This is a genomic window from Ruegeria sp. BF8 (genome assembly GCF_056538625.1).
Genome location: NZ_JBQFTL010000003.1, coordinates 517,251 through 541,704, shown reverse-complemented (window position 1 = coordinate 541,704; position 24,454 = coordinate 517,251). Strand labels below are relative to the sequence as shown.

Below are 24,454 nucleotides of genomic sequence, written 5' to 3'. Positions count from 1 at the left end.
GTCTTGACTCGATCCCGGATACACCGCTAGCGATGAGTGGATGGTTCCCGTGCCGTTTCGGTCCGGGATGAAAAGGGAACACGGTGCGGTCCAACCCGGAACTCCGGAGCGGACCAAGGCCGCGACTGCCCCCGCAACTGTAGGCGGAGAGCGATGCCTAAATACCACTGACCGCAAGGTTGGGAAGGTCGGCAAAGCAAAGACCCGCAAGTCAGGAGACCTGCCATCAAACGTGAAACCGAAACTCGGACGGGGTGTCCGGGCAGGGTCTGGCCTTGAAACCGGCGTCTGTCCAAATCCACCTCGCCCAGCGCGCGGAGGGCGCAACATGATTTGGAAGACCGATACCCATGAATTCGCGGCAACCATCTGCCAGCGCACCGGAAAGACCTGCCCGGCATTGGCGCGCATGGCACGGGCCATCGCGCAGGCAATGGCGACGGCGCAGGCCGCTACATCCCCCGACTTCCAAGTGGAAGGCAGTAGCGAACTGGCCCATTGCGAACATGGCTGCACGGCGCGGTTCGATGCACGTCCCGAACGGATCCGCGTGTATTGCGGAGCGGCCGCCGACATCCCGTCCGACTGCCTTGATACCTACGCCGACATGCTGTTTGACGACCAGAGCGACGCCCTGCCTGCGCAGGTCATCAGTGATCGACCCTGTGCGATGCTGCAGGCCACGGCGATCATGCCCGTGGTCAGGGCCGAGCGCGAGTTCCGCGCAACCGCCTGAATGTCAGGTCGCCAGTGCCTCGCGCGCTGGGGCGACGGCCCAGTCCATCTGAGCATCAGTCTCAACCGCGCAGGGGCGTACGGCCCGCAGGCGTTTCAGGGCCTGTTCCGGCTGCTCGCCGCTCTCGATCATCAAGCGCAGAACAACCATGCCAGACCGCCCACAACCGCCCCGGCAGTGGACCAGTACCCGCCCGCCGCCCGACAGCGCATGGCGGGCGGCGGCGCTGACTTCGGGCCATCGGCCGGATATCTCGGTCGACGGCGCCGAGAAGTCGGCGACCGGAAGATGCGCCCACCGACAAGCGCGCCGATGAATGTCACAGCCCAATTCGCCCGCACCCACAGAAACCAGTTCGGCAAGGGTTGTCATCGAAATCACCAGCCCCGGCGCCCAGGCTGAAATCAGGTCCAGGTCTCCCTCATAGTCGCCGCCACCGCCGGGAACCGAGGTCAGGGCCAGCGTACCGCCGCCCACCTGCAATGCATGAACCACAAGATTTGTCATCAGACGTTCCCCCCGAAACTGGCTGATTGAACTTGATCCGCGCAGTATGCCTCACACCGCGCGCTCGCCAAAGCGAAAAACCTGCACCGGTGCTGTGGACGCGGGGCACCTGGAACTCTACCCTGCATCGTCAGTACGAATCCGTCAGAGCAGACATGACCACACAGTCCAGCCCCGCCTATCAGGTTCTCGCCCGAAAATACCGCCCGGAAACCTTTGCCGACCTGGTCGGTCAGGATGCCATGGTGCGCACGCTGAAAAACGCGTTCGAGGCGGACCGGATCGCGCAGGCCTTCATCATGACCGGCATCCGCGGCACCGGCAAGACGACCACGGCCCGGATCATCGCCAAGGGCATGAACTGCATCGGACCCGACGGCAATGGCGGCCCAACGACCGAACCCTGCGGCCAGTGCGAGCATTGCGTGGCCATCATGGAAGGTCGCCATGTGGACGTGCTGGAAATGGACGCCGCCAGCCGCACCGGCGTGAACGACATCCGAGAGATCATCGACAGCGTGCGCTATCGCGCCGCCAGCGCGCGGTACAAGATCTACATCATCGACGAAGTCCACATGCTGTCGACCAGCGCCTTCAACGCGCTGTTGAAAACGCTGGAGGAACCGCCCGAGCATGTGAAATTCATCTTCGCCACGACCGAGATCCGCAAGGTTCCGGTCACCGTGCTGTCGCGCTGCCAACGGTTCGACCTGCGCCGGATCGAGCCCGAAGTGATGATCGGCCTGCTGCGCAAGATCGCCACCGCCGAGGGCGCGGAAATCTCGGATGACGCGCTGGCACTGATCACCCGCGCCGCCGAAGGCTCGGCCCGGGATGCGACCTCGCTGCTGGATCAGGCAATCAGCCATGGTGCCGGCGAAACCACCGCCGACCAGGTGCGCGCGATGCTGGGACTGGCCGACCGGGGCCGCGTGCTGGACCTGATGGACATGATCGTGCGCGGCGATGCGGCCGGGGCCCTGACCGAACTGGGCGCGCAATATGCCGAGGGCGCCGACCCGCTGGCGGTGTTGCGCGATCTGGCCGAAATCACGCATTGGGTCTCGGTGGTGAAGATCACCCCCGACGCAGCCGAAGATCCCACCGTCTCGTCCGATGAACGCACCCGCGGCCAGCAGATGGCCGAGGCGCTGCCGATGCGGGCGCTGACCCGGATGTGGCAGATGCTGCTGAAGGCACTAGAGGAAGTCTCGGCCGCCCCCAACGCCATGATGGCCGCGGAAATGGCGGTGATCCGCCTGACCCATGTGGCCGATCTGCCCAGCCCGGAAGAGTTGATCAAACGCCTTCAGGACAGCCCTCCGCCGCCCGTCGGCGGGCCGGGGGGCGGCGTTCCGGTTGCCGGCAACACCGCCCCGCCCGTGACCGCGACGGCCTCGGCCCATGCGCCCACCCCGCGCGGTGTGGGCGGCGCGCCCACGGCGGCGTTGGCCCAAGACGTGCAGACCGCGCTGGCGCGTTATCCAACGTTTGAGCATGTGGTCGAGCTGATCCGCTCCAACCGTGACGTGAAGCTGCTGGTCGAGGTCGAGAACGGCGTCCGCCTCGTCTCGTACCAGCCGGGCCGGATCGAGTTCACGCCCACCGAAAAGGCCCCAACCGACCTGGCCGCGCGGCTCGGGTCCGCGCTGCAGCGCTGGACCGGCAATCGCTGGGCGGTCTCGATCGTCTCGGACGGGGACGCGCCCACCATCGCCGAACTGCGCGACGCGGCCGAGCTGGCGCTGAAGGCCAAGGCCGAAGAACACCCTTTGGTTCAGGCGGTTCTGACACAGTTCCCCAAGGCCCGCATCACCCGGATTGAAACACCCGAGGACCGCGCGGCCAAGGTCGAAACCGAAGCCCTGCCCGAGGTCGAAGACGAATGGGACCCGTTCGAGGAAGACTGATCATCCGCGCAGAAGGCGCGCTGCCCTTGTGAAGGACGCAGACGGCCCGTATTTAGGCCGCAAATCGAATGACAGGAGACACACAGATGCTCAAAGGACTCGGCGGTCTGGGCGACATGGCCAAGATGATGAAATCCGCGCAGGAACTGCAGACCAAGATGGCGCAGATGCAGGAAGAGCTGAACACCATCATGGTCGTCGGCGAATCCGGCGCGGGCCTGGTCAAGGCCACGGCCTCGGCCAAGGGCGAACTGAAAGGTCTGGACATCGACCCCTCGATCTTCAACAGCGACGACAAGGAAGTGGTCGAGGACCTGATCCTGGCCGCAATCAAGGACGCGCAGACCAAAGCCGCCGAGCGGTCGCAGGAAGAAATGGCCAAGCTGACCGAAAGCATGGGCCTGCCGGCGGACATCAAGCTGCCGTTCTGATCTTCGCCCCTCAAACCCCCGCCGCCAAAGCCACGCAGGACAGGCCATGAGTTCGAACAGTGACATCGACGCCCTGATCGATCTGATGGCCAAGCTGCCGGGGCTGGGACCGCGCTCGGCCCGGCGGGCGGTGCTGCACCTGATCCGCAAACGCGCCCTGCTGCTGACGCCGTTGTCGGACGCCATGCAGCAGGTCGCCGCCACCGCACGCGAATGCCTGAACTGCGGCAACGTGGGCACCACCGACATCTGCGACATCTGCAATTCCGAAGACCGCGCCACCGGTGAGCTGTGCGTGGTCGAAGACGTGGCCGACCTGTGGGCGATGGAACGCGCGGGCGTGTTCAAAGGCCGCTACCATGTGCTGGGCGGAACGCTCTCGGCGCTGGACGGCGTCGGCCCGGAAGACCTGCGCATCCCCCGCCTGCGCGACCGCGTCACCGCCGAAAACATCACGGAAGTAATCCTGGCCCTGAACGCGACCGTCGACGGGCAGACCACGGCCCATTACATCGCAGATCAGTTGGAAGGACAGGTCCGCCTGACCTCGCTGGCGCAGGGCGTGCCGATCGGGGGCGAGTTGGACTATCTGGATGACGGGACCATCACCGCAGCGCTGCGGGCGCGGAAAGAACTGTAGCCGCCGCGTGCTGCCTGCAAGCAGCACGCTCTCGCCCCTCCCCGATTGCAAGGTACCACTTTACCCATCGGTCAGGTGTAGGCACCCGACGAGTAGGTCAATTCATAGGAATGGCTGTAGATCTCGAAGACTATCCCGAACGGATCCTCGACATAGACCATGCGGTAGGGTTTCTCGCCGGGGTAGTAGTATCGGATAGGCATGCGTTGTTTCCCGCCGGCCGCCACGATTTTTTCCACCAAGCCTTCGACATCAGGATCCTGGACGCAGAAATGGAACGTCCCGTTCCTGCGAAAGTCGATGTTGTTTTCCGGCGCGTAGTTTCCATCAAACTCAAAAAGCTCGATCCCGATACGATCGGCGGTCGCCAGATGCGCGATACGCAGTTTTTTCCAATTCGGGCCAAACACGTCCGTGCACATCACGCCGATGTCCGTGTCATCCTCGACCACGTCGGTTGGCGGCATGATCACGTAAAATCCCAAAACCTCGGAATAGAATTTCACGGCTTCGTCCACGTTCGGGACGGACAACCCGATGTGAGAGAATGTTCTTGGATGTTGAGGCATGGCTTGCTCCTTGGTCTATTGGGCAAGACGTATTTTGCAACGTCCTTGTTTCAAGCGCCCGCCCCACAAGGCAAAGCCGTGTTGTTCCATGCACATAGATCATCATGCACTGCTGCCGAGGCCTAGAATGATCTTTCCGTCGACCCCGCACCGTGTACTATGCCCTAGCCTGACCCATTTGATATCGGAACCCGCCATGAAACGCCTTCTCGCCCTGACCTTCGCCGCCTTCACCGCCACTTCCGCGTGGTCACAGCAACTGGTCGACAAGGGGTTCGTCGAAGGCTGGAACATCATGATGGACCCCAATCTGGGCAACGGCTGTCTGATCCAGACGGTGTATCAGGACCTGTCCGTGGTGCGCCTGGGCTACGATGCGTTGGACAATCGGGGCTATTTCACCGTTTTCCACAAGGGGTGGGGCAACATCGAGCCCGGCAAATCCTATCCGATCCGGTTCGAGCTGGACGGCAAGAGCTTTGACGCCACAGCCATCGGGTTCAAGCAGGATCGAGTGCCTGGTGCGACCGTGTTCTTCACCGACCGCGACTTTGTTGCCGCCATCGCCCAGAACAAGACGATGACGATCTACAACCCCGCAGGCGAGCGGGTTTTGGCGATCGATCTGAAGGGCACCGCCAAGGCATTGGACTATGCGCGGGACTGCCAGAACAAGAAGCTCTAGCGAATCGGATCGAACAACGCATCCGAAGCGGTGCAGTCCCGGATCACGTCCCGCCCACAGGGCACCGGGTCCAGATCACGTGACAGACAGACGCGCACTTCTTCGATGTAACCGTGCTTGCAAGTGACGGTGATCATGTCCGGCTCGAGCCCCGGATTGGCGTCGAGGAAGGCATCCTCGACCACGCGCGCCGGCAGTTTCACGGCTTTGTCCAACTTGCGAAACACCGGCGGTCGGGTGATGCGGTCATAGGCTTGCCGGGACAACGCGTAGTAGTCCGCTGCGGACAGGCCCGAACAGGTGCCGTGTTTCTTCCACTGGTGCCAGGCCAGACCCGAACTGCCTTGAATATCTTCCATCTGTCGGGTCATCGCACGGGACGGCGGCGCCTTGGCTGTCGGGCAATAGGAGGGCCAGCCCTGGTGGTATTGCGGCCACAACCCGTGCAGGATCCAGCCGTGATCGTGGCGCGCATCGCATTGGTCGGATCCGCGCGCGTCGCCTTCGCGGGCGCACCAGTTGGGCGACCAGCTCAGCGACAGGACGTAATAGTCGAACTCGCCTGACTTCTCGCCATCGGCCAGCGCGGCCATCGCGCCGAAAATCCACACCAGCAGCCCCAATAACGCCCAGCGCATTCGCCTCTTCCCTTCTTGCATCTGCACGACTATATACGGGCCAAGTTCCCCGACAACGGAAACCTGCCCCAAGACCACGGGGCCGCCGAATTCCGGCGACGGGACAGATGTATTCAAAGGAGACGGGCTGATGGCAAAACCCCTGATGGCCAAGGCAACCGCCGTTTGGCTGGTGGACAATACCACGATCAGCTTCAAGCAGATCGCGGATTTCGTGGGCATGCACGAGTTGGAAGTGCAAGGCATCGCTGATGGCGATGTGGCGGCAGGCGTCAAAGGGTTCGACCCGATCGCCAACAACCAGCTGACCCAGGAAGAGATCGACAAGGCCGAGAAAGATCCGCTGCACAAGCTGAAGCTCAAGTTCAACCCGGCCGCCGCCGGCGAGGAAAAGCGCCGCGGTCCGCGCTACACGCCGCTGTCCAAGCGCCAGGACCGCCCGAACTCGATCCTGTGGCTGGTCAAGTTCCACCCGGAGCTGAGCGATGGCCAGATCGCCAAACTGGTTGGCACCACCAAGCCCACGATCCAGTCGATCCGCGAGCGCACCCACTGGAACATCGCCAACATGCAGCCGATCGACCCGGTCGCGCTGGGCCTGTGCAAACAGTCCGAACTGGATGCCGCCGTCCAGAAAGCCGCCGCCAAGAAGGCCGCCGAAGGTGGCGTCATGAGCGATGACGAGCGCCGCAAGCTGGTCTCGACCGAACAGTCGCTGGAAATGGATGCCGCTCCCAAGATCCCCACGGCGATCGAGGGGCTGGAAACCTTCTCGCTCTCCGATGACGGCGACGAGGAAAAAGAAGACGAAGCAGTGGTGGATGCCGACAGCTTCTTCAACCTGCCCAAGGGCGGTGCCGAAGAAGACGACGAGGACGATCTGCGCAACTGACACTGTGCTGGCCCCGGTCCGATGGACCGGGGCCTTTTTGGAACTGGACCATGCTGAACATTCTATCGTCTATCTTCGGGCCGCACCGGGCGGTTTCGATTTACGCTTTCGCAAAAACCAAGGGACTGGCCATTCTGGGCGGCGTGGCCGTTATCGCCGTAGCTGCCGGTCTGCTGCTGTTCAGCGGCGATGGGAAACACGAACACGAAGCGTATATGACCGTTCCTGTACTGTCGGCTACGCCAATCAATGGTGATCTCAAGAACGGGGTCATCGCGTCGGTTCGATTGCCGGACGGATCGGCAACTTCAATCACCGCGACCGAGGCGCCGATCGCGCGCAGTGTCGGAACCACGGCCTGTGTGGAAAAACGGGTTTTCGTGGACAGCGGCGAACCGCGGTATCGGTTCAAATTGCCAAGCAACTGCGGCGCAAGCTGATATGCAGAACCGCCCGGAGAATACTCCGGGCGGTTTTCTTCTTACAAAAGCTGGAACAGGATCCCGGCTGCAATAGCTCCGCTGATCCCAAGCCCGATATAGGCTGCGAACACACGGGGTTTGACCAGAGACCAGACAGCCGCCATGGCCGGAATGGAACTGACGGCCCCGGCGATCATGAAGGACATCGCCGCGCCCGCGCTCATCCCCTGCTCCATCAGGCCGGCCAGAAGCGGCGGCGCGACGTACGAGTTCAGGTAGGCCGGCATCCCGACAAAGGCGGCGATCACGATCGGCACCGCACCGTCGCCACCAACCAGCCGCGCGATCAGATCAGCCGGAACATAGCTGACCAGCAGCGCCTCGAGCACATAGGCCAGAGCGAGCCACTTCAGCAGGAACAGGCCGTTCTGCACGAATTCCCTACGGAACCGGACGCGGCGTTCGGGCTCTTCCCAAAAGCGCCAAAGCAGCGTGTCTTTCTTCGGACCGCAGCCACAGCATCCGGCCGGTTCATAGTGGCGCAGAGGTTGGGCAAAGGCACCCTTACGCATGAGAAAACGCACCGCGAACCCGCCGAACAATCCCAGTGCCACGGCGGCAACCGCTTTGCCGATCGCAAACGGCCAGCCCAAAGCGCCCGCCGTGATCAACAGCGTGGGCGGGTCAATCAACGGCGAGCTCAGCCAGAAGGCCATGACCGCCGACAACGGCGCACCCAATGCAAGCAGGCCTGCGATGAACGGGATCACCTCGCAAGAGCAGAACGGAGCCAACCCGCCAAACAAAGCGGCCAGCAGGATCATCCGGGTTTCGCGGCCCTCGAAGGCCCGGGCAACCATAGTCTCGGCCCCGCTGGCCTTGAGGTAGGACAGCAACAGCACTGCAAACAGGATGTACTGACCGGTGTGCACCAGAGCCTTGGCTGCAAAAGTCGTGACGTTCACCCAATTGCCTGGGTCCAGAATGGCCACAAGCACAAGGATCGCTACGATCAGGGCCCAGGGTGTCTTCAGCAGACCGGACATGGTTTGACCAACGGCCTTCGGGGATTGGGTCAATTCAGCCATCGTTTGCGGCCTTTCTGGATTCATCCGCGCAGCATTCGCTGAGGATGAACTGCGCCAGTGATCTCAATTCATCGAAACATGCTCGGTTGATTGTGGTCCGACCGGATTTCTCCTGCTCGACCACGCCGCCTGCCGCCAAGAATCGCAGGTGATGCGCCAGGGTGGACGGTGCCATCCCCGTCCGACTTTGGATTTCTCCGACCGTCAGACCGGCCTGTCCGGCCCGCACAAGGGTCTTGAGCACCTGCAATCGCGCCTCGGATCCCATCGCGGAAAACCCTGCAGCAGCTTTTTCCCACATTTGGCTATCTCCATTAAACTAGATTTCTAGTTTTTTAGTGATAAGCAAAGCCCGTGTCAACCGTATGGATAAAATTCCGGTGACCCTGAATAAGTCCAGATTGCCCTGCATTTAAGTCCAACATATAACGAGGCATGGGAATTTCGGTCGATACCTTCTTTTTGAAACCGGGCGGTCAGGGCACTCTGCAGGCGCAGATCCAGCAGATGATTGCCGAGGGCATCCTGTCAGGCCGCTTTCATGTCGGTGAGAAATTGCCGTCGTCGCGCAAACTGGCCGCGCATCTGGGTGTCAGCCGCATCACCGTGACGCTGGCCTATACCGAGCTGCTGGCAAATGACTATCTGACGGCCAAAGGCCGGTCCGGGTACTACGTGTCGCAGAACGCACCGGTGCCTCCGAAATATACACCGGTTCAGCGCAGCGAAGAAACCGTCAACTGGGACACGGCACTGGCCCGCCGCTTTTCTGACGGTGATTTTCTGGCCAAGCCTCCGGATTGGCGGGAATACAGCTATCCGTTCATCTACGGCCAGGCCGACCGCACCCTGTTTGATCATGCGAACTGGCGCCTCTGCGCCGTTCGGGCCCTTGGCCACAAGGATTTCGACTCGCTGACCGGCGACTACGTGGATCAGGACGATCCGTTGCTGATCGAGTTCATTGCCCGCCACACCTTGCCCCGCCGCGGTATCGCCGCTCGGCCCGAGGAAATCCTGATCACGCTGGGCGCTCAGAACGCCCTTTGGCTGACCTCGCGCATTCTTCTGGGCCATGGGCGAATGGCTGCGATCGAGGATCCCAGCTACTACGCTCTGCACGAACTTATGCGCTGCTCGGATGCCTCGATGACACCATTGCGGGTGGACAAGGATGGGTTGCCGCCCGAGTCCATCCCGGACGGGACCGACGTGATCTACACCACGCCCAGCCACCAATGTCCGACAACTGCGACAATGCCCGTCGCCCGGCGTCACGACCTGTTGAAACGCGCCCGCGAACTGGACGCGATGATCGTCGAAGATGACTATGAGTTCGAGATGGCCTTTCTGGGTGCCCCGTCCCCGGCGCTCAAGTCTTTGGACAAGGACGGGCGTGTGGTCTACGTGGGCAGCTTTTCCAAGTCGTTGTTCCCGGGGTTGCGGCTGGGGTACATGGTCGGATCCGAACCGTTCATCCGCGAGGCTCGTGCGCTGCGGTCACTCGTTTTCCGACACCCACCCGGCCATATCCAGCGAACGGCGGCCTATTTCCTGTCGCTCGGGCACTATGACGCCCAGATACGGCGTATGTCCAAGGCTCTGATGCAGCGGCGCAAGACGATCGAGGACGCGATCGAGGCGAACGGGTTGACCGTGGCCGGACGCGGCGTCTTTGGTGGATCGTCGATGTGGATGAAGGCACCGGACCACGTCGACACCGCCGAACTGGCGAAAACGCTGCAGAATCAGAGTGTTCATATCGAGCCCGGTGCTGCGTTCTTCTCGGGGCCGGATCGGCCCAGGAACTACTACCGCCTGGGGTATTCCTCGATCTCGGCTGACCGGATACCTGCGGGAATCGAGCGGGTTGCGGCCGCAATCCGGGCCTGCTGAGGCCACACTGGACCTACTCCGGCGCCGTGTCTGGCCCTAACCCAGATGCCCCCGTTGCGCCAAAACCAATGGCAAGCCAAGGCGTATCGCCTGACCGTTTCCACCATTGCTTGGAGAGCGTCCAAATGAAAATGACGACAGAAGAGGCCTTTGTTAAGGTTCTGCAGATGCACGGCATCGAACACGCGTTCGGGATCATCGGCTCGGCCATGATGCCGATCTCGGACCTGTTCCCCAAGGCCGGGATCATGTTCTGGGACTGCGCTCATGAAGGCAGCGCCGGCATGATGGCCGACGGTTACACCCGCGCCACCGGCAAGATGTCCATGATGATCGCACAGAACGGCCCCGGCATCACCAACTTCGTCACTGCCGTCAAAACCGCCTACTGGAACCACACACCGCTGCTGCTGGTCACCCCGCAGGCCGCGAACAAGACCATCGGACAGGGCGGCTTTCAGGAAGTCGAACAGATGAAGCTGTTCGAAGACATGGTCGCGTATCAGGAAGAGGTCCGCGATCCATCCCGCGTTACCGAGGTTCTGAACCGCGTGATCATGAAGGCCAAGCGCGCCAGCGCCCCGGCCCAGATCAACATCCCGCGTGACATGTGGACCCAGGTCATTGACGTCGAACTTCCCGCGGTCGTCGATTTCGAGCGTCCCGCAGGCGGTGAAACCGCTGTCGCAAAGGCCGCCGAACTGCTGTCGAACGCCAAGAACCCCGTGATCCTGAACGGAGCGGGCGTGGTGCTGGCCAAAGGCGGCATCGAGGCCTCGAAGGCCCTGGCCGAGCGTCTGGATGCGCCGGTTTGCGTCGGCTACCAACACAACGATGCCTTCCCCGGCAGCCATCCGCTGTTTGCCGGCCCGCTGGGCTACAACGGGTCCAAGGCAGCGATGGAGTTGATCAAGGAAGCCGACGTGGTCCTGTGCCTCGGCACGCGCCTGAACCCGTTCTCGACCCTGCCGGGCTATGGCATGGAATACTGGCCGGCCGACGCCAAGATCATCCAGGTCGACATCAACCCCGACCGGATCGGCCTGACCAAGAAGGTCTCGGTCGGTATCGTCGGCGACGCGGCCAAGGTGGCAAATGGCATCCTGGCGCAGCTGAGCGACACGGCCGGAGACGAAGGCCGCGCCGAGCGCAAGGCCAAGATTGCCGAGAAGAAGTCGCGTTGGGCCCAGCAGCTCAGCAGCATGGACCACGAGGACGACGATCCCGGTACCAGCTGGAACGAGCGCGCGCGCGCGGCCAAACCCGACTGGATGAGCCCCCGCATGGCATGGCGCGCCATTCAGGCCGCGCTGCCGAAAGAAGCCATCATCAGCTCGGACATCGGCAACAACTGCGCCATCGGCAACGCCTACCCGTCCTTTGAGGAAGGTCGCAAGTATCTGGCCCCCGGCCTGTTCGGACCGTGCGGATATGGCCTGCCCGCCATCGTCGGCGCCAAGATCGGCTGCCCGGACGTGCCCGTAGTTGGCTTTGCCGGTGACGGCGCCTTCGGCATCGCGGTGAACGAGCTGACCGCCATCGGCCGCGAGGAATGGCCTGCCGTGACGCAGATCGTGTTCCGCAACTACCAGTGGGGCGCGGAAAAGCGCAACTCGACCCTGTGGTTCGACGACAACTTCGTGGGCACCGAACTGGACACCAAAGTGTCCTATGCCGGCATCGCCCAAGCCTGCGGCCTGAAGGGTGTCGTCGCCCGCACCATGGACGAGCTGACCGCCGCCCTGAATCAGGCCATCGAAGACCAGAAGAATGGCATCACCACCCTGATCGAAGCCCTGATCAACCAGGAACTGGGTGAACCGTTCCGCCGCGACGCGATGAAAAAGCCTGTGGCCGTGGCCGGCATTTCCGCCGACGACATGGTGCCGCAGCAGGTCTGAGCGGGAACGGAGCTGGAGCGGATGACCCTGACACCCATCGAGTTGTTGCGTCAGCAAGCTCCGGCAATCCGGCCAGTCGTTGCTCTGAGCGAAGGCAGTGATCCCCGCATCGTTGCGGGGGCGCTTGCCGCCCGGTCCGCAGGGCTGTCCGACATCATCCTTGTCGGTCCGCGGGCAGAAATCGAAGCCGAGTTGCTGGCGCAGGGCGCCGCACCGGGCGATGGCCTTTCCATCCATGACCCGACCGAGTCGCCGCTGACCGAGGAGTTCGCGGCCATCTACCACGATCTGCGCCGGCACAAGGGCGTGGATGCGGTGTCGGCCCGGTCCGCCGCCGAAACGCCCTTGGTCTACGCGGCCATGCTGGTCCGGACAGGGCGCGCCACGGGAACGGTCGGTGGCGCTGTCCACACGACCGGTGATGTAGTTCGAACGGCGATTCAGGTGATCGGCCTGGCCCCGGATGCCGGATTGGTGTCCTCGTTTTTCCTGATGTACCCGCCGGACCCGGGCGGACCTGATGCGCGCGCGATGCTGTTTTCCGATTGCGGGCTCGTGATTGATCCGACCGCATCGGAGCTGGCCCATATCGCAGCCGCCTCGGCCCAGTCGGCCCGGGCCATCCTGCGGGAACAGCCGTCGCTGGCGATGCTGAGCTTTTCGACCAAAGGCAGCGCAAGACATCCCGGTGTCGACAAGGTCACCGAGGCAACACGTCTTTTGCGCGAACAGCATCCCGAGCTGCATGTCGACGGCGAGCTGCAATTCGACGCGGCTTTTCACCCCCCCGTCGGCCAGAAAAAGGCTCCTGGATCGACAGTGGCCGGAAAGGCCAACGTCATGATCTTTCCCAATTTGGACGCGGGAAACATCAGCTACAAGATCACCCAGAGGATCGGTGGATACATGGCGATCGGTCCGGTGCTGCAGGGTCTGGCCCGACCGGCGAATGATCTGTCCCGCGGCTGCAGCGCCGAGGATGTCGAACAGATGATCGCCGTGACCGTGCTGCAGGCATTGGGAACATGACCATCAAATCTGGCGCCATCGTCAGAACAGTATTCTAAATCCGGGCTGAAAGTGACAAGTTCGTCCCGACGCAAACGACTGGATCCGCAAATGACCCATCAGCAGCCAATCCTCGACACGTCTCCCAAGGTCTCGGACGAGGTTCGCAAGACAACCTGCTACATGTGTGCCTGCCGATGCGGGATCAACGTCCACATGAAGGATGGCAAGGTCGCTTACATCGAGGGCAACCGTGACCACCCGGTGAACAAGGGGGTTCTGTGCGCCAAAGGCAGCGCGGGCATCATGCAGGTCAACGCCCCGTCACGCCTGCGCGCTCCGCTCAAACGGGTGGGTCCGCGCGGGTCAGGTGAGTTCGAGGAAATAAGCTGGGACGAAGCGTTGGACATCGCCGTCGGCTGGCTCAAACCGTTGCGCGAGGACAACCCCGAGAAGCTCGCCTTTTTCACCGGCCGCGACCAGTCGCAATCCTTCACCAGCTTCTGGGCCCAGAATTTCGGCACCTGCAACTATGCGGCCCATGGCGGTTTCTGCTCGGTCAACATGGCGGCCGGCGGAATCTACACGATGGGCGGCGCGTTCTGGGAATTCGGCCAGCCCGATTGGGACCGCACCAAGCTGTTCATGCTGTTCGGCGTGGCAGAAGACCATGACAGCAACCCGATCAAGATGGGTATCGGCAAGATCAAGGCGCGCGGTGCCCGCGTGATCGGGGTGAACCCGATCCGCACCGGCTACAACGCAGTGGCCGATGACTGGGTCGGCATCACGCCCGGGACCGACGGGCTGTTCATCCTGTCGCTGATCCATGTGTTGATGAAAGCCGGCAGGATCGACCTGGATTACCTGAGCCGCTATACCAACGCCCCTGTCCTGATGAATGCCGCCGAAGGTCCTGAAAAGGGCCTGTTTCTGCGGGACGCGGACGGCAAGCCGTTGGTGATTGACCGGGTCACGGGGCAACCGACGGCCTTCGACAAACCGGGCGTCCGGCCGGACCTGACCGCCACCTATGAAATGGACGGCATCACCCACCGGCCGGTCTTTCACCTGATGGCGGAAAAATACCTCAGCGACGAATACGCCCCCGAAGCGGTGGCCGAAGAATGCGGCATACCCGCCAGCCGGATCCGCGCCATCGCCGGTGAACTGGCGCGCGTCGCCTTTGACGAGGCCTTCGAGCTGGACCAGGAATGGACTGACTTCCGGGGCGAAAAGCACAGCAAGATGATCGGCCGGCCGGTGGCCATGCACGCGATGCGCGGCGTTTCGGCCCATGCCAACGGATTCCAGACCTGCCGCGCGCTGCACGTGCTGCAGATCCTGCTTGGCACGGTCGAAGTTCCGGGTGGGTTCCGCTTCAAGCCGCCCTATCCGAAGCCGGTCGAAGCACACCCGACCCCCCATTGCAAGGTCACGCCAAACTCGCCCCTGGACGGCCCGCATCTGGGTTTCGTGCGCGGCCCCGAAGATCTGGCCCTGAAGGCCGATGGCAGCCCGGCGCGCATCGACAAGGCCTTTACCTGGGAAAACCCGATGTCCAGCCACGGGCTGATGCACATGGTGATCTCGAACGCTCACGCGGGCGATCCCTACAAGATCGACACGCTGTTCATGTACATGGCCAACATGTCCTGGAACTCGACCATGAACACTAAGGGCGTGATCGAGATGCTGACGGACAAGGATGACAATGGAGACTACGTGATTCCGCGGATCATCTACTCCGATGCCTATTCCTCGGAAATGGTGGCCTATGCCGACCTGATCCTGCCCGACACCACCTATCTGGAGCGGCATGACTGCATCTCGCTCCTCGACCGCCCGATCTGCGAGGCCGACGGTGCCGCAGATGCGATCCGCTGGCCGGTGATCGAACCCGATCGCGACGTGCGCGGATTTCAGACGGTGCTGATCCAGCTGGCCAACAAGCTGGGTCTGCCGGGTTTCACCGATGAGGACGGCTCGGCCAAATACACGGACTATGCCGACTACATGGTCAACCATCAGCGCAAGCCAGGCATCGGCCCACTGGCTGGATTCCGCGGCGCAGATGGCTCGCAGGTGGGTCGAGGCGACGTGAACCCGAACCAACTGGACCGCTATATCGAGAATGGCGGCTTCTACCTGGAACACATCCCGGACGAGGCCCTGTTCTACAAACCCTGGAACGCCGCCTATCAGGACTGGGCAGTGGGAATGGGCCTGTATGACAGCCCGCAACCCTACCTGTTCCAGCTCTATTCCGAACCGATGCGCAAGTTCCAGCTGGCCGCCGAAGGCCATGGTGACCGCCAGCCCCCCGACCACCTGCGCGGCCGCATCACGGAAACCATGGACCCGCTTCCGATCTGGTACGAGACCGACCAGACCGGAAACGAAGGCTTCACCGTAAACGCCCTGACCCAGCGCCCCATGGCGATGTATCACAGCTGGGGCAACCAGAATGCCTGGTTGCGGCAACTGCACGGGCGCAACCCGCTGTATGTTCCCACCAAGCTGATGTGCGAACACGGACTGAAGGACGGGGACTGGGCCAAAGTCAGTTCTCCGCACGGAGAAATCACTGTGCCGGTGATGGAAATGGCGGCGTTGAACGACAACACCGTCTGGACATGGAACGCCATCGGCAAACGCAAAGGGGCATGGGCGTTGCAGCCCGACGCGCCCGAGGCAACCAAAGGATTCCTGCTCAACCACCTGATCCACGAATTGCTGCCGCCCAAGGGCGACGGTCTGCGCTGGGCCAATTCCGACCCGATCACAGGACAGGCCGCGTGGTTTGACCTCAAGGTCAAGATCGAAAAAGCCGAAGCACCGGCAGACGCCCAAAGCCAGCCGGAATTCCCGTCAATCAAATCTCCGGTCGGCACCGGCCCCAAGGATCTTGCATGGAAGGTTGGCAAATGACCCAGCGCCACACTCCATTTGGCCCAAAATATCCCCGGGATAGATTGAGCCGAGCGGCTCAAGAGGGGGCTGCCCCCCTTTCGGCCCCGGCCCTCGACAAAGAGCAGACGCCATGACCCAACTTCCCCAATCCACCGAGCGAAAAATGGGCCTGGTCATTGACCTGGATACTTGCGTCGGCTGTCATGCCTGCGTGATCTCCTGCAAGGGCTGGAACACCGAGAACTACGGCGCCCCCCTGTCCGATCAGGACGCCTATGGCGCGGACCCCTCGGGCACATTCCTGAACCGGGTGCACTCTTACGAGGTGCAGCCGGCCGAAGGTGCCGCCCAGCTGATCCATTTCCCGAAATCCTGCCTGCATTGCGAGGATGCGCCCTGCGTCACCGTCTGCCCCACCGGCGCCAGTTACAAGCGGGTCGAGGACGGGATCGTGCTGGTCAACGAAAGCGACTGCATCGGCTGCGGCCTGTGTGCCTGGGCCTGCCCCTATGGCGCGCGCGAACTGGACGCCGCAGAGGGTGTCATGAAGAAATGCACCCTTTGCGTTGACCGCATCTACAACGACAACCTGCCCGAGGAAGACCGCGTTCCCGCCTGCGTGCGGACCTGCCCCGCGGGGGCCCGCCATTTCGGTGACTTGGGCGACCCCGACAGCGCGGTCAGCCAACTGGTGGCCGAGCGCGGCGGAATGGATCTGATGCCCGAAATGGGCACCAAACCGGTCAACAAATACCTGCCACCCCGCCCCAAGGATACGGTCGAAGAGCAGATCGACATCCTGGCGCCCCTGGTGGCGCCGGTCGCTGACGAGCCGAAGGGCTTCCTTGGCTGGCTGGACAAGGCATTGGAGAAGCTCTGACATGCATCCCGCACCTTCCGTCATCCTGTTCACCACTCTGTCGGGGCTGGGCTTCGGCTTGCTGTTTTTCCTGGGCCTCGGCTTTCCGAATGTCTCGGGCTGGGTGGCCTTCGTGTTCTTCGCCATCGCCTATGCGCTGTCCGTGGGTGGGCTCATGGCCTCGACCTTTCACCTCGGCCACCCCGAGCGCGCGCTCAAGGCGTTCACCCAATGGAAGACAAGCTGGCTCAGCCGCGAGGGCTGGTGCGCAGTTCTGGCCCTGTTGGTCATGGGGCTCTATGCGATCGGCGCGATCTTTCTGGACCAGCGCTGGTCCGGTCTGGGTCTGATCGGTTCGCTGCTCTCATTGGCGACCGTATTCACGACCTCGATGATCTACACGCAACTCAAGACGATCCCGCGGTGGAACCTGACACTGACGCCTGTGATGTTTCTGAGCTTCAGCGTGGCCGGCGGCGCGCTTTTGGCGGGGCAGACCGCATTTGCGATCCCGCTGCTGTTGATCGCCGCGCTGGTTCAAATTCTGTACTGGCGTTCGGGCGATCAGGCCTTGGCCAACTCGGGAACCAACCTTGGTACGGCAACTGGTCTTGGCGACCGGGGTTCTGTCCGCGCGTTTGAACCGCCGCATACAGGAACCAACTATCTGCTGCGCGAATTCGTTCACGTTGTCGGACGCAAACACGCAGACAAGCTGCGAGCCATTTCCTTTGCCTTGGCCTTCGTGGTTCCCGTCGGTCTGTTGATCCTACCGTTCAACCACCTGGTCGGAGCGCTGGCGGTGCTGTCTCATATGGCGGGTATCGCCACTTCGCGCTGGCTTTTCTTTGCCCAGGCCGAACATGTGGTCGGGCTGTACTACGGCAAGCACTAAGTCGCTCTGCAGACAAGCAAAGGGCGGTGCCGGTTCTCCCGGACACCGCCCGATTTCTTTCGGAACACGACTGATCAGATCAGGCCCGCATGCTCCATCGCGGCATCAATCGCGGCTTTTGTGCTGTCTTCCAGCGTCGTCAGCGGCGACCGCACTTCTTCGGTGCAGCGTCCCAGTTTGCTGAGCGCGTATTTCGCACCCACCAGGCCCGGTTCGATGAATATGGCCTCGTGCAGCGGCATCAACCGATCCTGATACTCCAGCGCCGTCGCATAGTCGCCCGACAGGGTCGCCTGCTGGAACTCGGCGCACAGCTTGGGGGCCACGTTCGCGGTGACCGAGATACAGCCAACGCCACCATGAGCGTTGAAACCCAGGGCCGTCGCGTCCTCACCAGAAAGCTGGCAGAAGTCTTTGCCGCAGGAAGCGCGCTGCTGGCTGACGCGGGCAAGATCGCCCGTGGCGTCCTTGACACCGATGATCCGAGGCAGTTGCGCCAGCGCACCCATGGTGTCCGGGTTCATGTCGATGACCGAGCGGCCCGGGATGTTGTAGATGATGATCGGAATATCCGCACAGTCATGCAGCGCCCGAAAATGGGACAACAGGCCTTTCTGAGTCGGCTTGTTGTAGTAGGGCGTGACGACCAATGCCGCATCCGCACCCACTTTCTGTGCGAATCGCACGAACCGGATGGCTTCGACCGTATTGTTCGACCCGGCCCCGGCGATGACCGGCACGCGCCCCGCGGCGGCCTTGACCACCTCGGCCACTACGGTTTCGTGTTCCTCGTGGCTCAGCGTCGGGCTTTCGCCGGTCGTGCCGACGGGCACCAGACCGGTCGACCCTTCGGCAATCTGCCATTCCACCAATTGTTTGAGCGTATCCAGGTCCAACTCGCCGTTGCGGAACGGGGTGACGAGAGCTGGCATCGAGCCTTTGAACATGGAACGCTCCTTGAGGTTCAATCGTGTGATGTGCGTCGCGGGCCGACACGAATTTAGGTTTCTTGAGTTGATCCCGGCGGCGCAAGGTTTATCCTGAATGGCTGTATCCTCGGTTGGTCGGGAAATGCAAGGGATGACACGGATTCTGTCGCTGATCGCGACGATGATTCTAGCTTTGACGCTTCAAACTCAGGCCGTGCGGGCCGATGCGGTCTCCGATCTTCGGGCCGCAATGTCCGAAATGCGCAAAGGCGACTGGAACGCCGCCTTGCGCGTGGCCGGCACCCGCGGCTCGGTCGCGCGCGACATCATCGTGTGGCACTGGCTGCGCCAAGGGTTCGGCAGCTCGGGCGATGTTCTGGTCTTTCTGGACCGGCGGCCCGATTGGCCGGGCCTTGCCTGGCTGCGCCGCAAAAGCGAGCCGTCCTTTACCGGCGCGGACCCGGACCGGGTGCTGAAGTTCTACAAGGACACCCCCCCACAGACTGCCGAAGGAGCTCTGAACTATGCCGTGGCACTGAAGGCCAAAGGCCGCACCGGTGAGGCCGAGGCGGATATCGTCACTGCCTGGCGGACGATGCCGATGGGCTCGGGCTTGCAGCAGGACTACGTTCAGAACTTCGGGTCACTGCTGAAACCGCATCACGAGGCTCGTCTGGACCGAATGCTGTGGGATGGTCATCTGATCAGCTCGGCCCAGATGCTGCCGCTGGTCAGCGAAGACTACCGCAAACTGGCCGAAGCGCGGATCGCCCTGCAAAAGCGCCAACCCGGCGTGGATGGCAAGGTTGCCGCCGTTCCGAAGGCGCTTGCCGATGATCCGGGGCTGGCCTTTGACCGGTTCGTATGGCGGGACCGCAAAGAGCTGGACGACAGCGCCATTGATCTGATGCTGGCGCGCTCGACCAGCCCGCAGGCACTGGGGGAACCCGACAAGTGGGCCGAAGGGCGACGCAGGCTGGCTCGGCTGGAAATGCGTCAGGGTGATGCGAACCGGGCCTATGCCATCGCCGCCAATCACCACATGACACCCGAGATGGGGTATGGATATGCCGACCTCGAGTGGCTGTCGGGTTTCCTGGCTTTGCGCAAGCTGAACGACCCGGCCACAGCCGTTCGGCATTTCCAGAACTTCCTGGGGGCTGTGAAGTCTCCGATCTCGATGGGTCGGGGCGGGTATTGGTTGGGCCGGGCCTACGCCGCAACCGGAAACGCCGAGAAAGCCTACGAGGCTTATGCAATCGGCGCCGACTACCAGACCTCGTTCTATGGCCTGTTGGCTGCAGAACAGATCGGACGGCCATTTGACAGCGACCTGGCCAACCCGCGCCGGGCGCCCCATTGGAAACAGGCCGAGTTCGCCAAGTCCAGTGTGCTTGAGGCGGGGCTGCTGCTGATACGAGCTGGCGAGCCGGAATTGGGCGAACGGTTCCTGACGCACCTGGTCGAAAGCCTGGATCCGGTGCAGGCCGGCCAGCTGGGTGATCTGGCGGTCGAGTTGAAGGAGCCGCATCTGGCGGTGATGATCGCCAAACGGGCCGCGACGAATGGAGTCGTATTGCCCGCGGCGTATTACCCGGTCCATCCCGTTGCGGATATCGGATTGCCCATGGCCAAGGAAATGACCCTGGCCATCGCACGCCGCGAAAGCGAATTCGACCCGGTCGTGATCAGCGGTGCCGGCGCGCGCGGCCTAATGCAGGTGATGCCTGCGACCGCCAAGCTGGTCGCGCAGGAACTGGGCATTCTCAGCGGTCATCAGACGGGACGTTTGACCTCGGATTGGCGATACAACGCCAAACTGGGGGCAAACTATCTGGCCGGGCTGGCTGCCGAATTCAACGGCAACGTCGTGATGATGGCCGCAGGTTACAATGCCGGCCCCAATCGCCCGAACTCATGGATGGACCGCTACGGCGACCCGCGAACCGGCGCGGTGGATATCGTCGACTGGATCGAGACGATCCCCTTCAACGAGACCCGCAACTATGTGATGCGGGTGACCGAGAGCCTGCCTGTCTACCGCGCAAGGCTGGGCAAACCCGCGCTGCCGATCCCCTTCTCGCAGGAGCTGGTCGGATCAACCCTGTCGGCGTTCGCGCCATAGGGTAAACAGACCCGCCGCCACCACCAGCCCCGCCCCCGCGACCACCGCGGGGCGGAGGGTCTCGTCAAAGATCGTGATGCCCAGAATTGCGCTCCACATCAGGTGGAAATAGGCAAAGGGCTGTACCGCGCTGGCCTCTGCCATCTCGTAGCACTTGATCAGCAGCCAATGCCCCAGAACGCCGGTAATGCACAGCAGCCCCATCCAGAACCAATCCCGCGGCACCATCGGCTCCCAGAACCACAGGCCGATGCAGGTCATGACCAATGCCCCGACGATCCCGGTCCAGAAGAAGCTGGTTGCGGTGCTGTCCTGACGTGCAGCATAGCGGGTCAGCAGACCGTAGAACGCAAACATCAGCGCCGAGATCAAGGGGATCACTGCCCACGGATTGAAAACGCCCATGCCGGGCTGCAGAATGATCAGCACGCCAACGCATCCGACCCCGATGGCCGACCAGCGCCGCCAGCCGACCTTCTCGCCCAGCACAGGGCCGCTGAGCGCGGCGACCAGAAGCGGATAACAGATGAACACCGCCTGGCTCTCGATCAGGCCGAGAATGGTAAAGCCGTAGACGGCGACGCAGATCTCGCCGGCAAGCAGCAGGCCGCGCAGGATCTGCAGGCCCGGTTGCCGCGTCCGGGCGGCGGCCGCCAGACCACCGGGTGCACGCGCCGCCAAGGCAATCACGAAAGCCGCAAAGAACCAGTATCGCAGCATGACCACCATGTAGGTGTTGTACGTGCCTGCCAGATGGCGCGAGATGCCGTCCTGCAGCGCAAACACGATCGTGGCCGCGATCATCAGGGCAATACCCGCCCGCACGTTGTTTGTCTGGGTCATGCCTTGGTCGCCCGCGTCATGTGCCGTTTGCGGCCGTATCCCGGCGCGCGGGATACTGAAAACCCGGCATCCTGCAACCCACGCCGCACGAACCCGGCTGCGGTGTAGGTGGCAGCCGTCCCTTCGGGCGCTGTATGGACCGCCACTTGCCGCATCAGTTCCGGCTGCCACAGCTCAGGGTTCTTGGCGGGCGAGAACCCATCCAGGAACCAGGCATCGGCGAGCCCGTCCCAAACAGGCAGGGTATGGCGGGCATCACCTTCGATCACGGTCAGACGCAGCGTGTCCAAATCACAGCCGCCACCCTGCCATCGGTCAAGGAACCGGTCGGCCCAGGGCGCCAGCTCGGGAAAGGCCGCAAGCGCGCGTTTCATATCGGCAGGGGCCATCGGAAAGGCTTCGAAACTGGTAAACGTCAGCGGACCCGATTGCCCGGACTTCTCCCATTCCGACCAAGCGGTCAGCATGTTCAGTCCGGTTCCGAACCCCAACTCGGCGATGTGAAAACCAGGGGCAAAGCGCGCGGGCAGATCGTTGCCCTGCAAAAAGACATGACGGGTCTCCTCCAGCCCGTTCTGAAGGCTGAAATAGGGGTCGTCGAAACGATCAGAAACAGGGACTGTCTCATCCCTCCACGACAATTTGGCGCGCTGGTCTGCCATCGGGAATTCCTGTAGCTAAGCGGCGCGACACTGAACAAGGAAAAGGGGATTGGCAATGGTCGATGTGACGATCCGCGGGGCTGGTATATTTGGCCTGTCCATCGCCTGGACTTGTGCGCGACGTGGCGCCAGGGTCCGGGTCGTCGATCCCTACGGCGCTGGTTCAGGGTCCAGCGGCGGGCTGGTGGGTGCCCTTGCCCCGCACGTTCCGGAAAACTGGAACGACAAGAAAGCATTTCAATTTGAAAGCCTGCTGATGGCCGAACCGTTTTGGCGACAGGTGGAGGCCACCGGCGGCGTTTCGCCCGGCTATGCGCGTCTGGGGCGGATCCAGCCCATCAACGACCCAAAGAGCCTCGACCTGGCGCATCAGCGTGCGGCCTCGGCCCGCGACCTTTGGCAGGGTCGGGCTGAATGGACCGTGGTCGAGGCGCGCTCGGTCGGATCATGGTGCCCGCCCAGCGCAACGGGATTCGTCATCCACGATACGTTGAGTGCACGCATGCATCCACGCCGGGCCTGCGCCGCGCTGGTGGCCGCGCTGGCCGTGATGGGGGTTGAGGTCGTGCCCGAGGCCCCGGACACCGGGGCAGTCATTCATGCGACCGGGGTGTCCGGCCTGTTGGAACTGTCCGATGCTTTCGGCAAGGCGGTCGGAAACGGGGTCAAGGGACAGGCGGCACTGCTGCGGTTCGACGCGGGCCAAGTGCCGCAGCTGTTTGCGGAGTCGATCCATTTCGTGCCCCACGCCGACGGGACACTGGCCATCGGCTCGACGTCCGAGCGGGACTATGACGACCCGACCGGCACCGATGCTGCGCTTGACGATGTGATCCAGCGCGCGTTGCAGGCGGTTCCTGTTCTACACGGCGCGGAGGTGATCGAGCGTTGGGCCGGGGTCCGCCCCCGCAGCAAGAGCCGAGCGCCAATGCTGGGCGCACACCCGCTGCACAAGGGCCAGTTCATTGCCAATGGCGGCTTCAAGATCGGGTTCGGCATGGCCCCAAAGATGGCCGAGGTCATGGCAGACCTTGTACTGGACGGACAGGATTCGATCCCCGAAGGCTTCCGCCCCGAGGCGTCACTGTGACCGTGGAAGGGCCACGGCCTGCATGCACTGCCGCCCGTCAGAACCGCGGACCCAAAAATCGTTTCCGTTTCGGCACAGCGTGGCAGGCTCGAAATGCATCAGCGGAGAGGCCGCGCGAAAGAAAAACTCGGCCAGCGGCCCCATGAGATCAGTGGCGAGCAGCATCAGATGCTGCGCCAGAAGCGGTCCATGAACCACCAGCCCGGCATAGCCTTCGACATCGCGGGCATAGTCAAGGTCATAGTGGATGCGGTGGCCATTGAAAGTCAGCGCCGAGTACCGAAACAGCAGCGTGGTGTCGAACGCGACCTGGCGCAGGTCTGTTTCGTCCGTCCGGGCAACCGAGGCCTCTGGTTTTGGTGCATCGGCCGACGGATCCTCGCGATAGACAAGGTCCTGCCATTCGGTCAGGCACAGCGTATCGTCCTGCCAGATTTCGTGCTTGAGGGTCACAAACCCCAAGGGCCCGGTCCGTCCAGTTTTGGTGCTCACATTGCTCAAGGTCGAGCGGCGTTCGGCTGGTGTGCCAGCAATCAGCGGAGCGGCGAACCGTAATCGCCCACCGGCCCACATCCGACGCGGAAGACCGAGGTCGGGGACGAGCCCTTCGCCCACCACGGGATGGCCGTCGCGCCCCAAGCCCTCGGGCGGGCGCGGCGACCAGAAATACAGCTGGTGAAAGAACGGCGGCAGCGACGTGCCCATCCCGATCGAAGGTGCCTGCCCCAACGCCACCTGAAACGCCGCCGCCCGGGCAGGGTCCATCACGTCGTGCTGAATTTCCGAGGAAACTTGATCCGTCATGGCCGCACCCT

General features: G+C 62.7%; 24 protein-coding genes and 1 riboswitch. Of the genes, 15 read left to right on the top strand and 9 right to left on the bottom strand.

Going from position 1 to position 24,454, the window contains the following annotated elements; genetic code table 11:
• Nucleotides 1-24 precede the first annotated feature (24 nt).
• Nucleotides 25-242: riboswitch (cobalamin riboswitch) on the top strand.
• 86 nt (nucleotides 243-328) lie between these two features.
• Nucleotides 329-736: a hypothetical protein gene (locus ACR0LD_RS13290; RefSeq protein WP_480637376.1), complete on the top strand. Its 408-nt coding sequence runs from the start codon at nucleotides 329-331 to the stop codon at nucleotides 734-736.
• A 3-nt stretch (nucleotides 737-739) separates the two neighbouring features.
• Here ACR0LD_RS13290 and ACR0LD_RS13285 read toward each other — a convergent pair whose 3' ends face one another.
• On the bottom strand, nucleotides 740-1,243 hold the full coding sequence (locus ACR0LD_RS13285; RefSeq protein WP_093964312.1) for a protein-tyrosine phosphatase family protein: 504 nt from the start codon (nucleotides 1,241-1,243) through the stop codon (nucleotides 740-742).
• A gap of 155 nt (nucleotides 1,244-1,398) precedes the next feature.
• On the opposite strand from ACR0LD_RS13285, the gene ACR0LD_RS13280 reads away from it, so the two are divergent.
• The 3 genes from ACR0LD_RS13280 (at nucleotide 1,399) to recR (ending at nucleotide 4,224) form a co-directional block, all read left to right on the top strand.
• Nucleotides 1,399-3,153, top strand: a complete 1,755-nt coding sequence (locus ACR0LD_RS13280) for a DNA polymerase III subunit gamma/tau (RefSeq protein ID WP_480637374.1) — start codon at nucleotides 1,399-1,401, stop codon at nucleotides 3,151-3,153.
• A gap of 86 nt (nucleotides 3,154-3,239) precedes the next feature.
• A complete protein-coding gene (locus ACR0LD_RS13275; protein ID WP_005980576.1) occupies nucleotides 3,240-3,584 on the top strand; it encodes a YbaB/EbfC family nucleoid-associated protein in 345 nt (114 codons plus the stop codon).
• Between the two features lie 46 nt (nucleotides 3,585-3,630).
• Nucleotides 3,631-4,224, top strand: a complete 594-nt coding sequence (gene recR / locus ACR0LD_RS13270; protein WP_170341385.1) for a recombination mediator RecR — start codon at nucleotides 3,631-3,633, stop codon at nucleotides 4,222-4,224.
• Between the two features lie 71 nt (nucleotides 4,225-4,295).
• Here the strand turns inward: recR and ACR0LD_RS13265 are convergent, their stop codons facing one another.
• Complete coding sequence (locus ACR0LD_RS13265; RefSeq protein WP_093964418.1) at nucleotides 4,296-4,793, bottom strand: lactoylglutathione lyase family protein; 498 nt, start codon at nucleotides 4,791-4,793, stop codon at nucleotides 4,296-4,298.
• Between the two features lie 196 nt (nucleotides 4,794-4,989).
• Between ACR0LD_RS13265 and ACR0LD_RS13260 the strand changes: the two genes are divergently transcribed.
• Nucleotides 4,990-5,478: a hypothetical protein gene (locus ACR0LD_RS13260; RefSeq protein ID WP_480637371.1), complete on the top strand. Its 489-nt coding sequence runs from the start codon at nucleotides 4,990-4,992 to the stop codon at nucleotides 5,476-5,478.
• Here the strand turns inward: ACR0LD_RS13260 and ACR0LD_RS13255 are convergent.
• Nucleotides 5,475-6,116 (bottom strand): ribonuclease T2 family protein, encoded by a 642-nt coding sequence (locus tag ACR0LD_RS13255; RefSeq protein ID WP_170342355.1) that lies wholly within the window; start codon nucleotides 6,114-6,116, stop codon nucleotides 5,475-5,477. The two genes, ACR0LD_RS13260 and ACR0LD_RS13255, sit on opposite strands and share 4 nt — an antisense overlap.
• A 130-nt stretch (nucleotides 6,117-6,246) precedes the next feature.
• On the opposite strand from ACR0LD_RS13255, the gene ACR0LD_RS13250 reads away from it, so the two are divergent.
• Together ACR0LD_RS13250 and ACR0LD_RS13245 are read left to right on the top strand one after the other, a co-directional pair.
• Nucleotides 6,247-7,008: a DUF1013 domain-containing protein gene (locus tag ACR0LD_RS13250; RefSeq protein WP_170342353.1), complete on the top strand. Its 762-nt coding sequence runs from the start codon at nucleotides 6,247-6,249 to the stop codon at nucleotides 7,006-7,008.
• Between the two features lie 50 nt (nucleotides 7,009-7,058).
• A complete protein-coding gene (locus tag ACR0LD_RS13245; RefSeq protein WP_170341377.1) occupies nucleotides 7,059-7,448 on the top strand; it encodes a hypothetical protein in 390 nt (129 codons plus the stop codon).
• A 41-nt stretch (nucleotides 7,449-7,489) separates the two neighbouring features.
• Here the strand turns inward: ACR0LD_RS13245 and ACR0LD_RS13240 are convergent, their stop codons facing one another.
• Both ACR0LD_RS13240 and ACR0LD_RS13235 read right to left on the bottom strand, forming a co-directional pair.
• Entirely contained in the window at nucleotides 7,490-8,518 is a 1,029-nt protein-coding gene (locus tag ACR0LD_RS13240; RefSeq protein WP_480637368.1) for a permease, read from the bottom strand.
• Complete coding sequence (locus tag ACR0LD_RS13235) at nucleotides 8,511-8,819, bottom strand: ArsR/SmtB family transcription factor (protein WP_480637367.1); 309 nt, start codon at nucleotides 8,817-8,819, stop codon at nucleotides 8,511-8,513. Before ACR0LD_RS13235 ends, ACR0LD_RS13240 begins: the two co-directional genes overlap by 8 nt.
• A 134-nt stretch (nucleotides 8,820-8,953) precedes the next feature.
• Here ACR0LD_RS13235 and pdxR point away from each other — a divergent pair, with 134 nt between their 5' ends.
• The 6 genes from pdxR to ACR0LD_RS13205 all read left to right on the top strand — a co-directional run bounded on the left by pdxR (nucleotide 8,954) and on the right by ACR0LD_RS13205 (nucleotide 17,990).
• Nucleotides 8,954-10,414 carry a MocR-like pyridoxine biosynthesis transcription factor PdxR gene (gene pdxR, locus ACR0LD_RS13230; protein ID WP_480637365.1) on the top strand — a complete coding sequence of 487 codons (1,461 nt, stop codon included), beginning with the start codon at nucleotides 8,954-8,956 and terminating at the stop codon, nucleotides 10,412-10,414.
• A gap of 125 nt (nucleotides 10,415-10,539) precedes the next feature.
• The gene (xsc, locus tag ACR0LD_RS13225; protein WP_093964302.1) at nucleotides 10,540-12,315 is read left to right on the top strand and encodes a sulfoacetaldehyde acetyltransferase; all 1,776 of its coding nucleotides are present in this window, start codon (nucleotides 10,540-10,542) and stop codon (nucleotides 12,313-12,315) included.
• 21 nt (nucleotides 12,316-12,336) lie between these two features.
• Nucleotides 12,337-13,344 carry a phosphate acetyltransferase gene (gene pta / locus ACR0LD_RS13220; RefSeq protein WP_480637363.1) on the top strand — a complete coding sequence of 336 codons (1,008 nt, stop codon included), beginning with the start codon at nucleotides 12,337-12,339 and terminating at the stop codon, nucleotides 13,342-13,344.
• Between the two features lie 90 nt (nucleotides 13,345-13,434).
• On the top strand, nucleotides 13,435-16,254 hold the full coding sequence (locus tag ACR0LD_RS13215; protein ID WP_480637361.1) for a molybdopterin oxidoreductase family protein: 2,820 nt from the start codon (nucleotides 13,435-13,437) through the stop codon (nucleotides 16,252-16,254).
• 112 nt (nucleotides 16,255-16,366) lie between these two features.
• Complete coding sequence (locus ACR0LD_RS13210; RefSeq protein WP_480637359.1) at nucleotides 16,367-17,116, top strand: 4Fe-4S dicluster domain-containing protein; 750 nt, start codon at nucleotides 16,367-16,369, stop codon at nucleotides 17,114-17,116.
• A 1-nt stretch (nucleotide 17,117) separates the two neighbouring features.
• Complete coding sequence (locus tag ACR0LD_RS13205; protein ID WP_480637357.1) at nucleotides 17,118-17,990, top strand: dimethyl sulfoxide reductase anchor subunit family protein; 873 nt, start codon at nucleotides 17,118-17,120, stop codon at nucleotides 17,988-17,990.
• A gap of 74 nt (nucleotides 17,991-18,064) precedes the next feature.
• Here ACR0LD_RS13205 and dapA read toward each other — a convergent pair whose 3' ends face one another.
• Complete coding sequence (dapA, locus tag ACR0LD_RS13200; RefSeq protein WP_170525766.1) at nucleotides 18,065-18,937, bottom strand: 4-hydroxy-tetrahydrodipicolinate synthase; 873 nt, start codon at nucleotides 18,935-18,937, stop codon at nucleotides 18,065-18,067.
• Between the two features lie 133 nt (nucleotides 18,938-19,070).
• Between dapA and ACR0LD_RS13195 the strand changes: the two genes are divergently transcribed.
• On the top strand, nucleotides 19,071-21,044 hold the full coding sequence (locus tag ACR0LD_RS13195; protein WP_170434017.1) for a lytic transglycosylase domain-containing protein: 1,974 nt from the start codon (nucleotides 19,071-19,073) through the stop codon (nucleotides 21,042-21,044).
• Here the strand turns inward: ACR0LD_RS13195 and ACR0LD_RS13190 are convergent.
• Together ACR0LD_RS13190 and mnmC2 are read right to left on the bottom strand one after the other, a co-directional pair.
• A complete protein-coding gene (locus ACR0LD_RS13190) occupies nucleotides 21,018-21,887 on the bottom strand; it encodes a DMT family transporter (protein ID WP_093964295.1) in 870 nt (289 codons plus the stop codon). The two genes, ACR0LD_RS13195 and ACR0LD_RS13190, sit on opposite strands and share 27 nt — an antisense overlap.
• Nucleotides 21,884-22,549 (bottom strand): tRNA (5-methylaminomethyl-2-thiouridine)(34)-methyltransferase MnmC2, encoded by a 666-nt coding sequence (gene mnmC2, locus ACR0LD_RS13185; RefSeq protein WP_480637354.1) that lies wholly within the window; start codon nucleotides 22,547-22,549, stop codon nucleotides 21,884-21,886. The genes ACR0LD_RS13190 and mnmC2 overlap by 4 nt, the downstream gene beginning before the upstream one ends.
• 55 nt (nucleotides 22,550-22,604) lie before the next feature.
• Between mnmC2 and ACR0LD_RS13180 the strand changes: the two genes are divergently transcribed.
• Entirely contained in the window at nucleotides 22,605-23,639 is a 1,035-nt protein-coding gene (locus tag ACR0LD_RS13180; protein WP_480637352.1) for an NAD(P)/FAD-dependent oxidoreductase, read from the top strand.
• On the opposite strand, the gene ACR0LD_RS13175 is transcribed toward ACR0LD_RS13180, so the two are convergent.
• Complete coding sequence (locus tag ACR0LD_RS13175; RefSeq protein ID WP_480637350.1) at nucleotides 23,631-24,443, bottom strand: HTD2 family dehydratase; 813 nt, start codon at nucleotides 24,441-24,443, stop codon at nucleotides 23,631-23,633. The two genes, ACR0LD_RS13180 and ACR0LD_RS13175, sit on opposite strands and share 9 nt — an antisense overlap.
• Nucleotides 24,444-24,454: the final 11 nt, after the last annotated feature.

Excerpts from the sequence above, each read along its gene's own strand:
- ACR0LD_RS13215 (WP_480637361.1), top strand. The coding sequence starts at position 13,435 with ATGACCCATCAGCAGCCAATCCTCGACACGTCTCCCAAGGTCTCGGAC.
- ACR0LD_RS13275 (WP_005980576.1), top strand. The coding sequence starts at position 3,240 with ATGCTCAAAGGACTCGGCGGTCTGGGCGACATGGCCAAGATGATGAAA.
- recR (WP_170341385.1), top strand. The coding sequence starts at position 3,631 with ATGAGTTCGAACAGTGACATCGACGCCCTGATCGATCTGATGGCCAAG.
- ACR0LD_RS13235 (WP_480637367.1), bottom strand. The coding sequence starts at position 8,819 with ATGTGGGAAAAAGCTGCTGCAGGGTTTTCCGCGATGGGATCCGAGGCG.
- xsc (WP_093964302.1), top strand. The coding sequence starts at position 10,540 with ATGAAAATGACGACAGAAGAGGCCTTTGTTAAGGTTCTGCAGATGCAC.
- ACR0LD_RS13190 (WP_093964295.1), bottom strand. The coding sequence starts at position 21,887 with ATGACCCAGACAAACAACGTGCGGGCGGGTATTGCCCTGATGATCGCG.
- ACR0LD_RS13210 (WP_480637359.1), top strand. The coding sequence starts at position 16,367 with ATGACCCAACTTCCCCAATCCACCGAGCGAAAAATGGGCCTGGTCATT.
- ACR0LD_RS13205 (WP_480637357.1), top strand. The coding sequence starts at position 17,118 with ATGCATCCCGCACCTTCCGTCATCCTGTTCACCACTCTGTCGGGGCTG.
- ACR0LD_RS13245 (WP_170341377.1), top strand. The coding sequence starts at position 7,059 with ATGCTGAACATTCTATCGTCTATCTTCGGGCCGCACCGGGCGGTTTCG.
- mnmC2 (WP_480637354.1), bottom strand. The coding sequence starts at position 22,549 with ATGGCAGACCAGCGCGCCAAATTGTCGTGGAGGGATGAGACAGTCCCT.
- dapA (WP_170525766.1), bottom strand. The coding sequence starts at position 18,937 with ATGTTCAAAGGCTCGATGCCAGCTCTCGTCACCCCGTTCCGCAACGGC.
- ACR0LD_RS13265 (WP_093964418.1), bottom strand. The coding sequence starts at position 4,793 with ATGCCTCAACATCCAAGAACATTCTCTCACATCGGGTTGTCCGTCCCG.
- pdxR (WP_480637365.1), top strand. The coding sequence starts at position 8,954 with ATGGGAATTTCGGTCGATACCTTCTTTTTGAAACCGGGCGGTCAGGGC.
- ACR0LD_RS13175 (WP_480637350.1), bottom strand. The coding sequence starts at position 24,443 with ATGACGGATCAAGTTTCCTCGGAAATTCAGCACGACGTGATGGACCCT.
- pta (WP_480637363.1), top strand. The coding sequence starts at position 12,337 with ATGACCCTGACACCCATCGAGTTGTTGCGTCAGCAAGCTCCGGCAATC.
- ACR0LD_RS13285 (WP_093964312.1), bottom strand. The coding sequence starts at position 1,243 with ATGACAAATCTTGTGGTTCATGCATTGCAGGTGGGCGGCGGTACGCTG.
- ACR0LD_RS13290 (WP_480637376.1), top strand. The coding sequence starts at position 329 with ATGATTTGGAAGACCGATACCCATGAATTCGCGGCAACCATCTGCCAG.
- ACR0LD_RS13250 (WP_170342353.1), top strand. The coding sequence starts at position 6,247 with ATGGCAAAACCCCTGATGGCCAAGGCAACCGCCGTTTGGCTGGTGGAC.
- ACR0LD_RS13260 (WP_480637371.1), top strand. The coding sequence starts at position 4,990 with ATGAAACGCCTTCTCGCCCTGACCTTCGCCGCCTTCACCGCCACTTCC.
- ACR0LD_RS13240 (WP_480637368.1), bottom strand. The coding sequence starts at position 8,518 with ATGGCTGAATTGACCCAATCCCCGAAGGCCGTTGGTCAAACCATGTCC.
- ACR0LD_RS13280 (WP_480637374.1), top strand. The coding sequence starts at position 1,399 with ATGACCACACAGTCCAGCCCCGCCTATCAGGTTCTCGCCCGAAAATAC.
- ACR0LD_RS13180 (WP_480637352.1), top strand. The coding sequence starts at position 22,605 with ATGGTCGATGTGACGATCCGCGGGGCTGGTATATTTGGCCTGTCCATC.
- ACR0LD_RS13195 (WP_170434017.1), top strand. The coding sequence starts at position 19,071 with ATGACACGGATTCTGTCGCTGATCGCGACGATGATTCTAGCTTTGACG.
- ACR0LD_RS13255 (WP_170342355.1), bottom strand. The coding sequence starts at position 6,116 with ATGCGCTGGGCGTTATTGGGGCTGCTGGTGTGGATTTTCGGCGCGATG.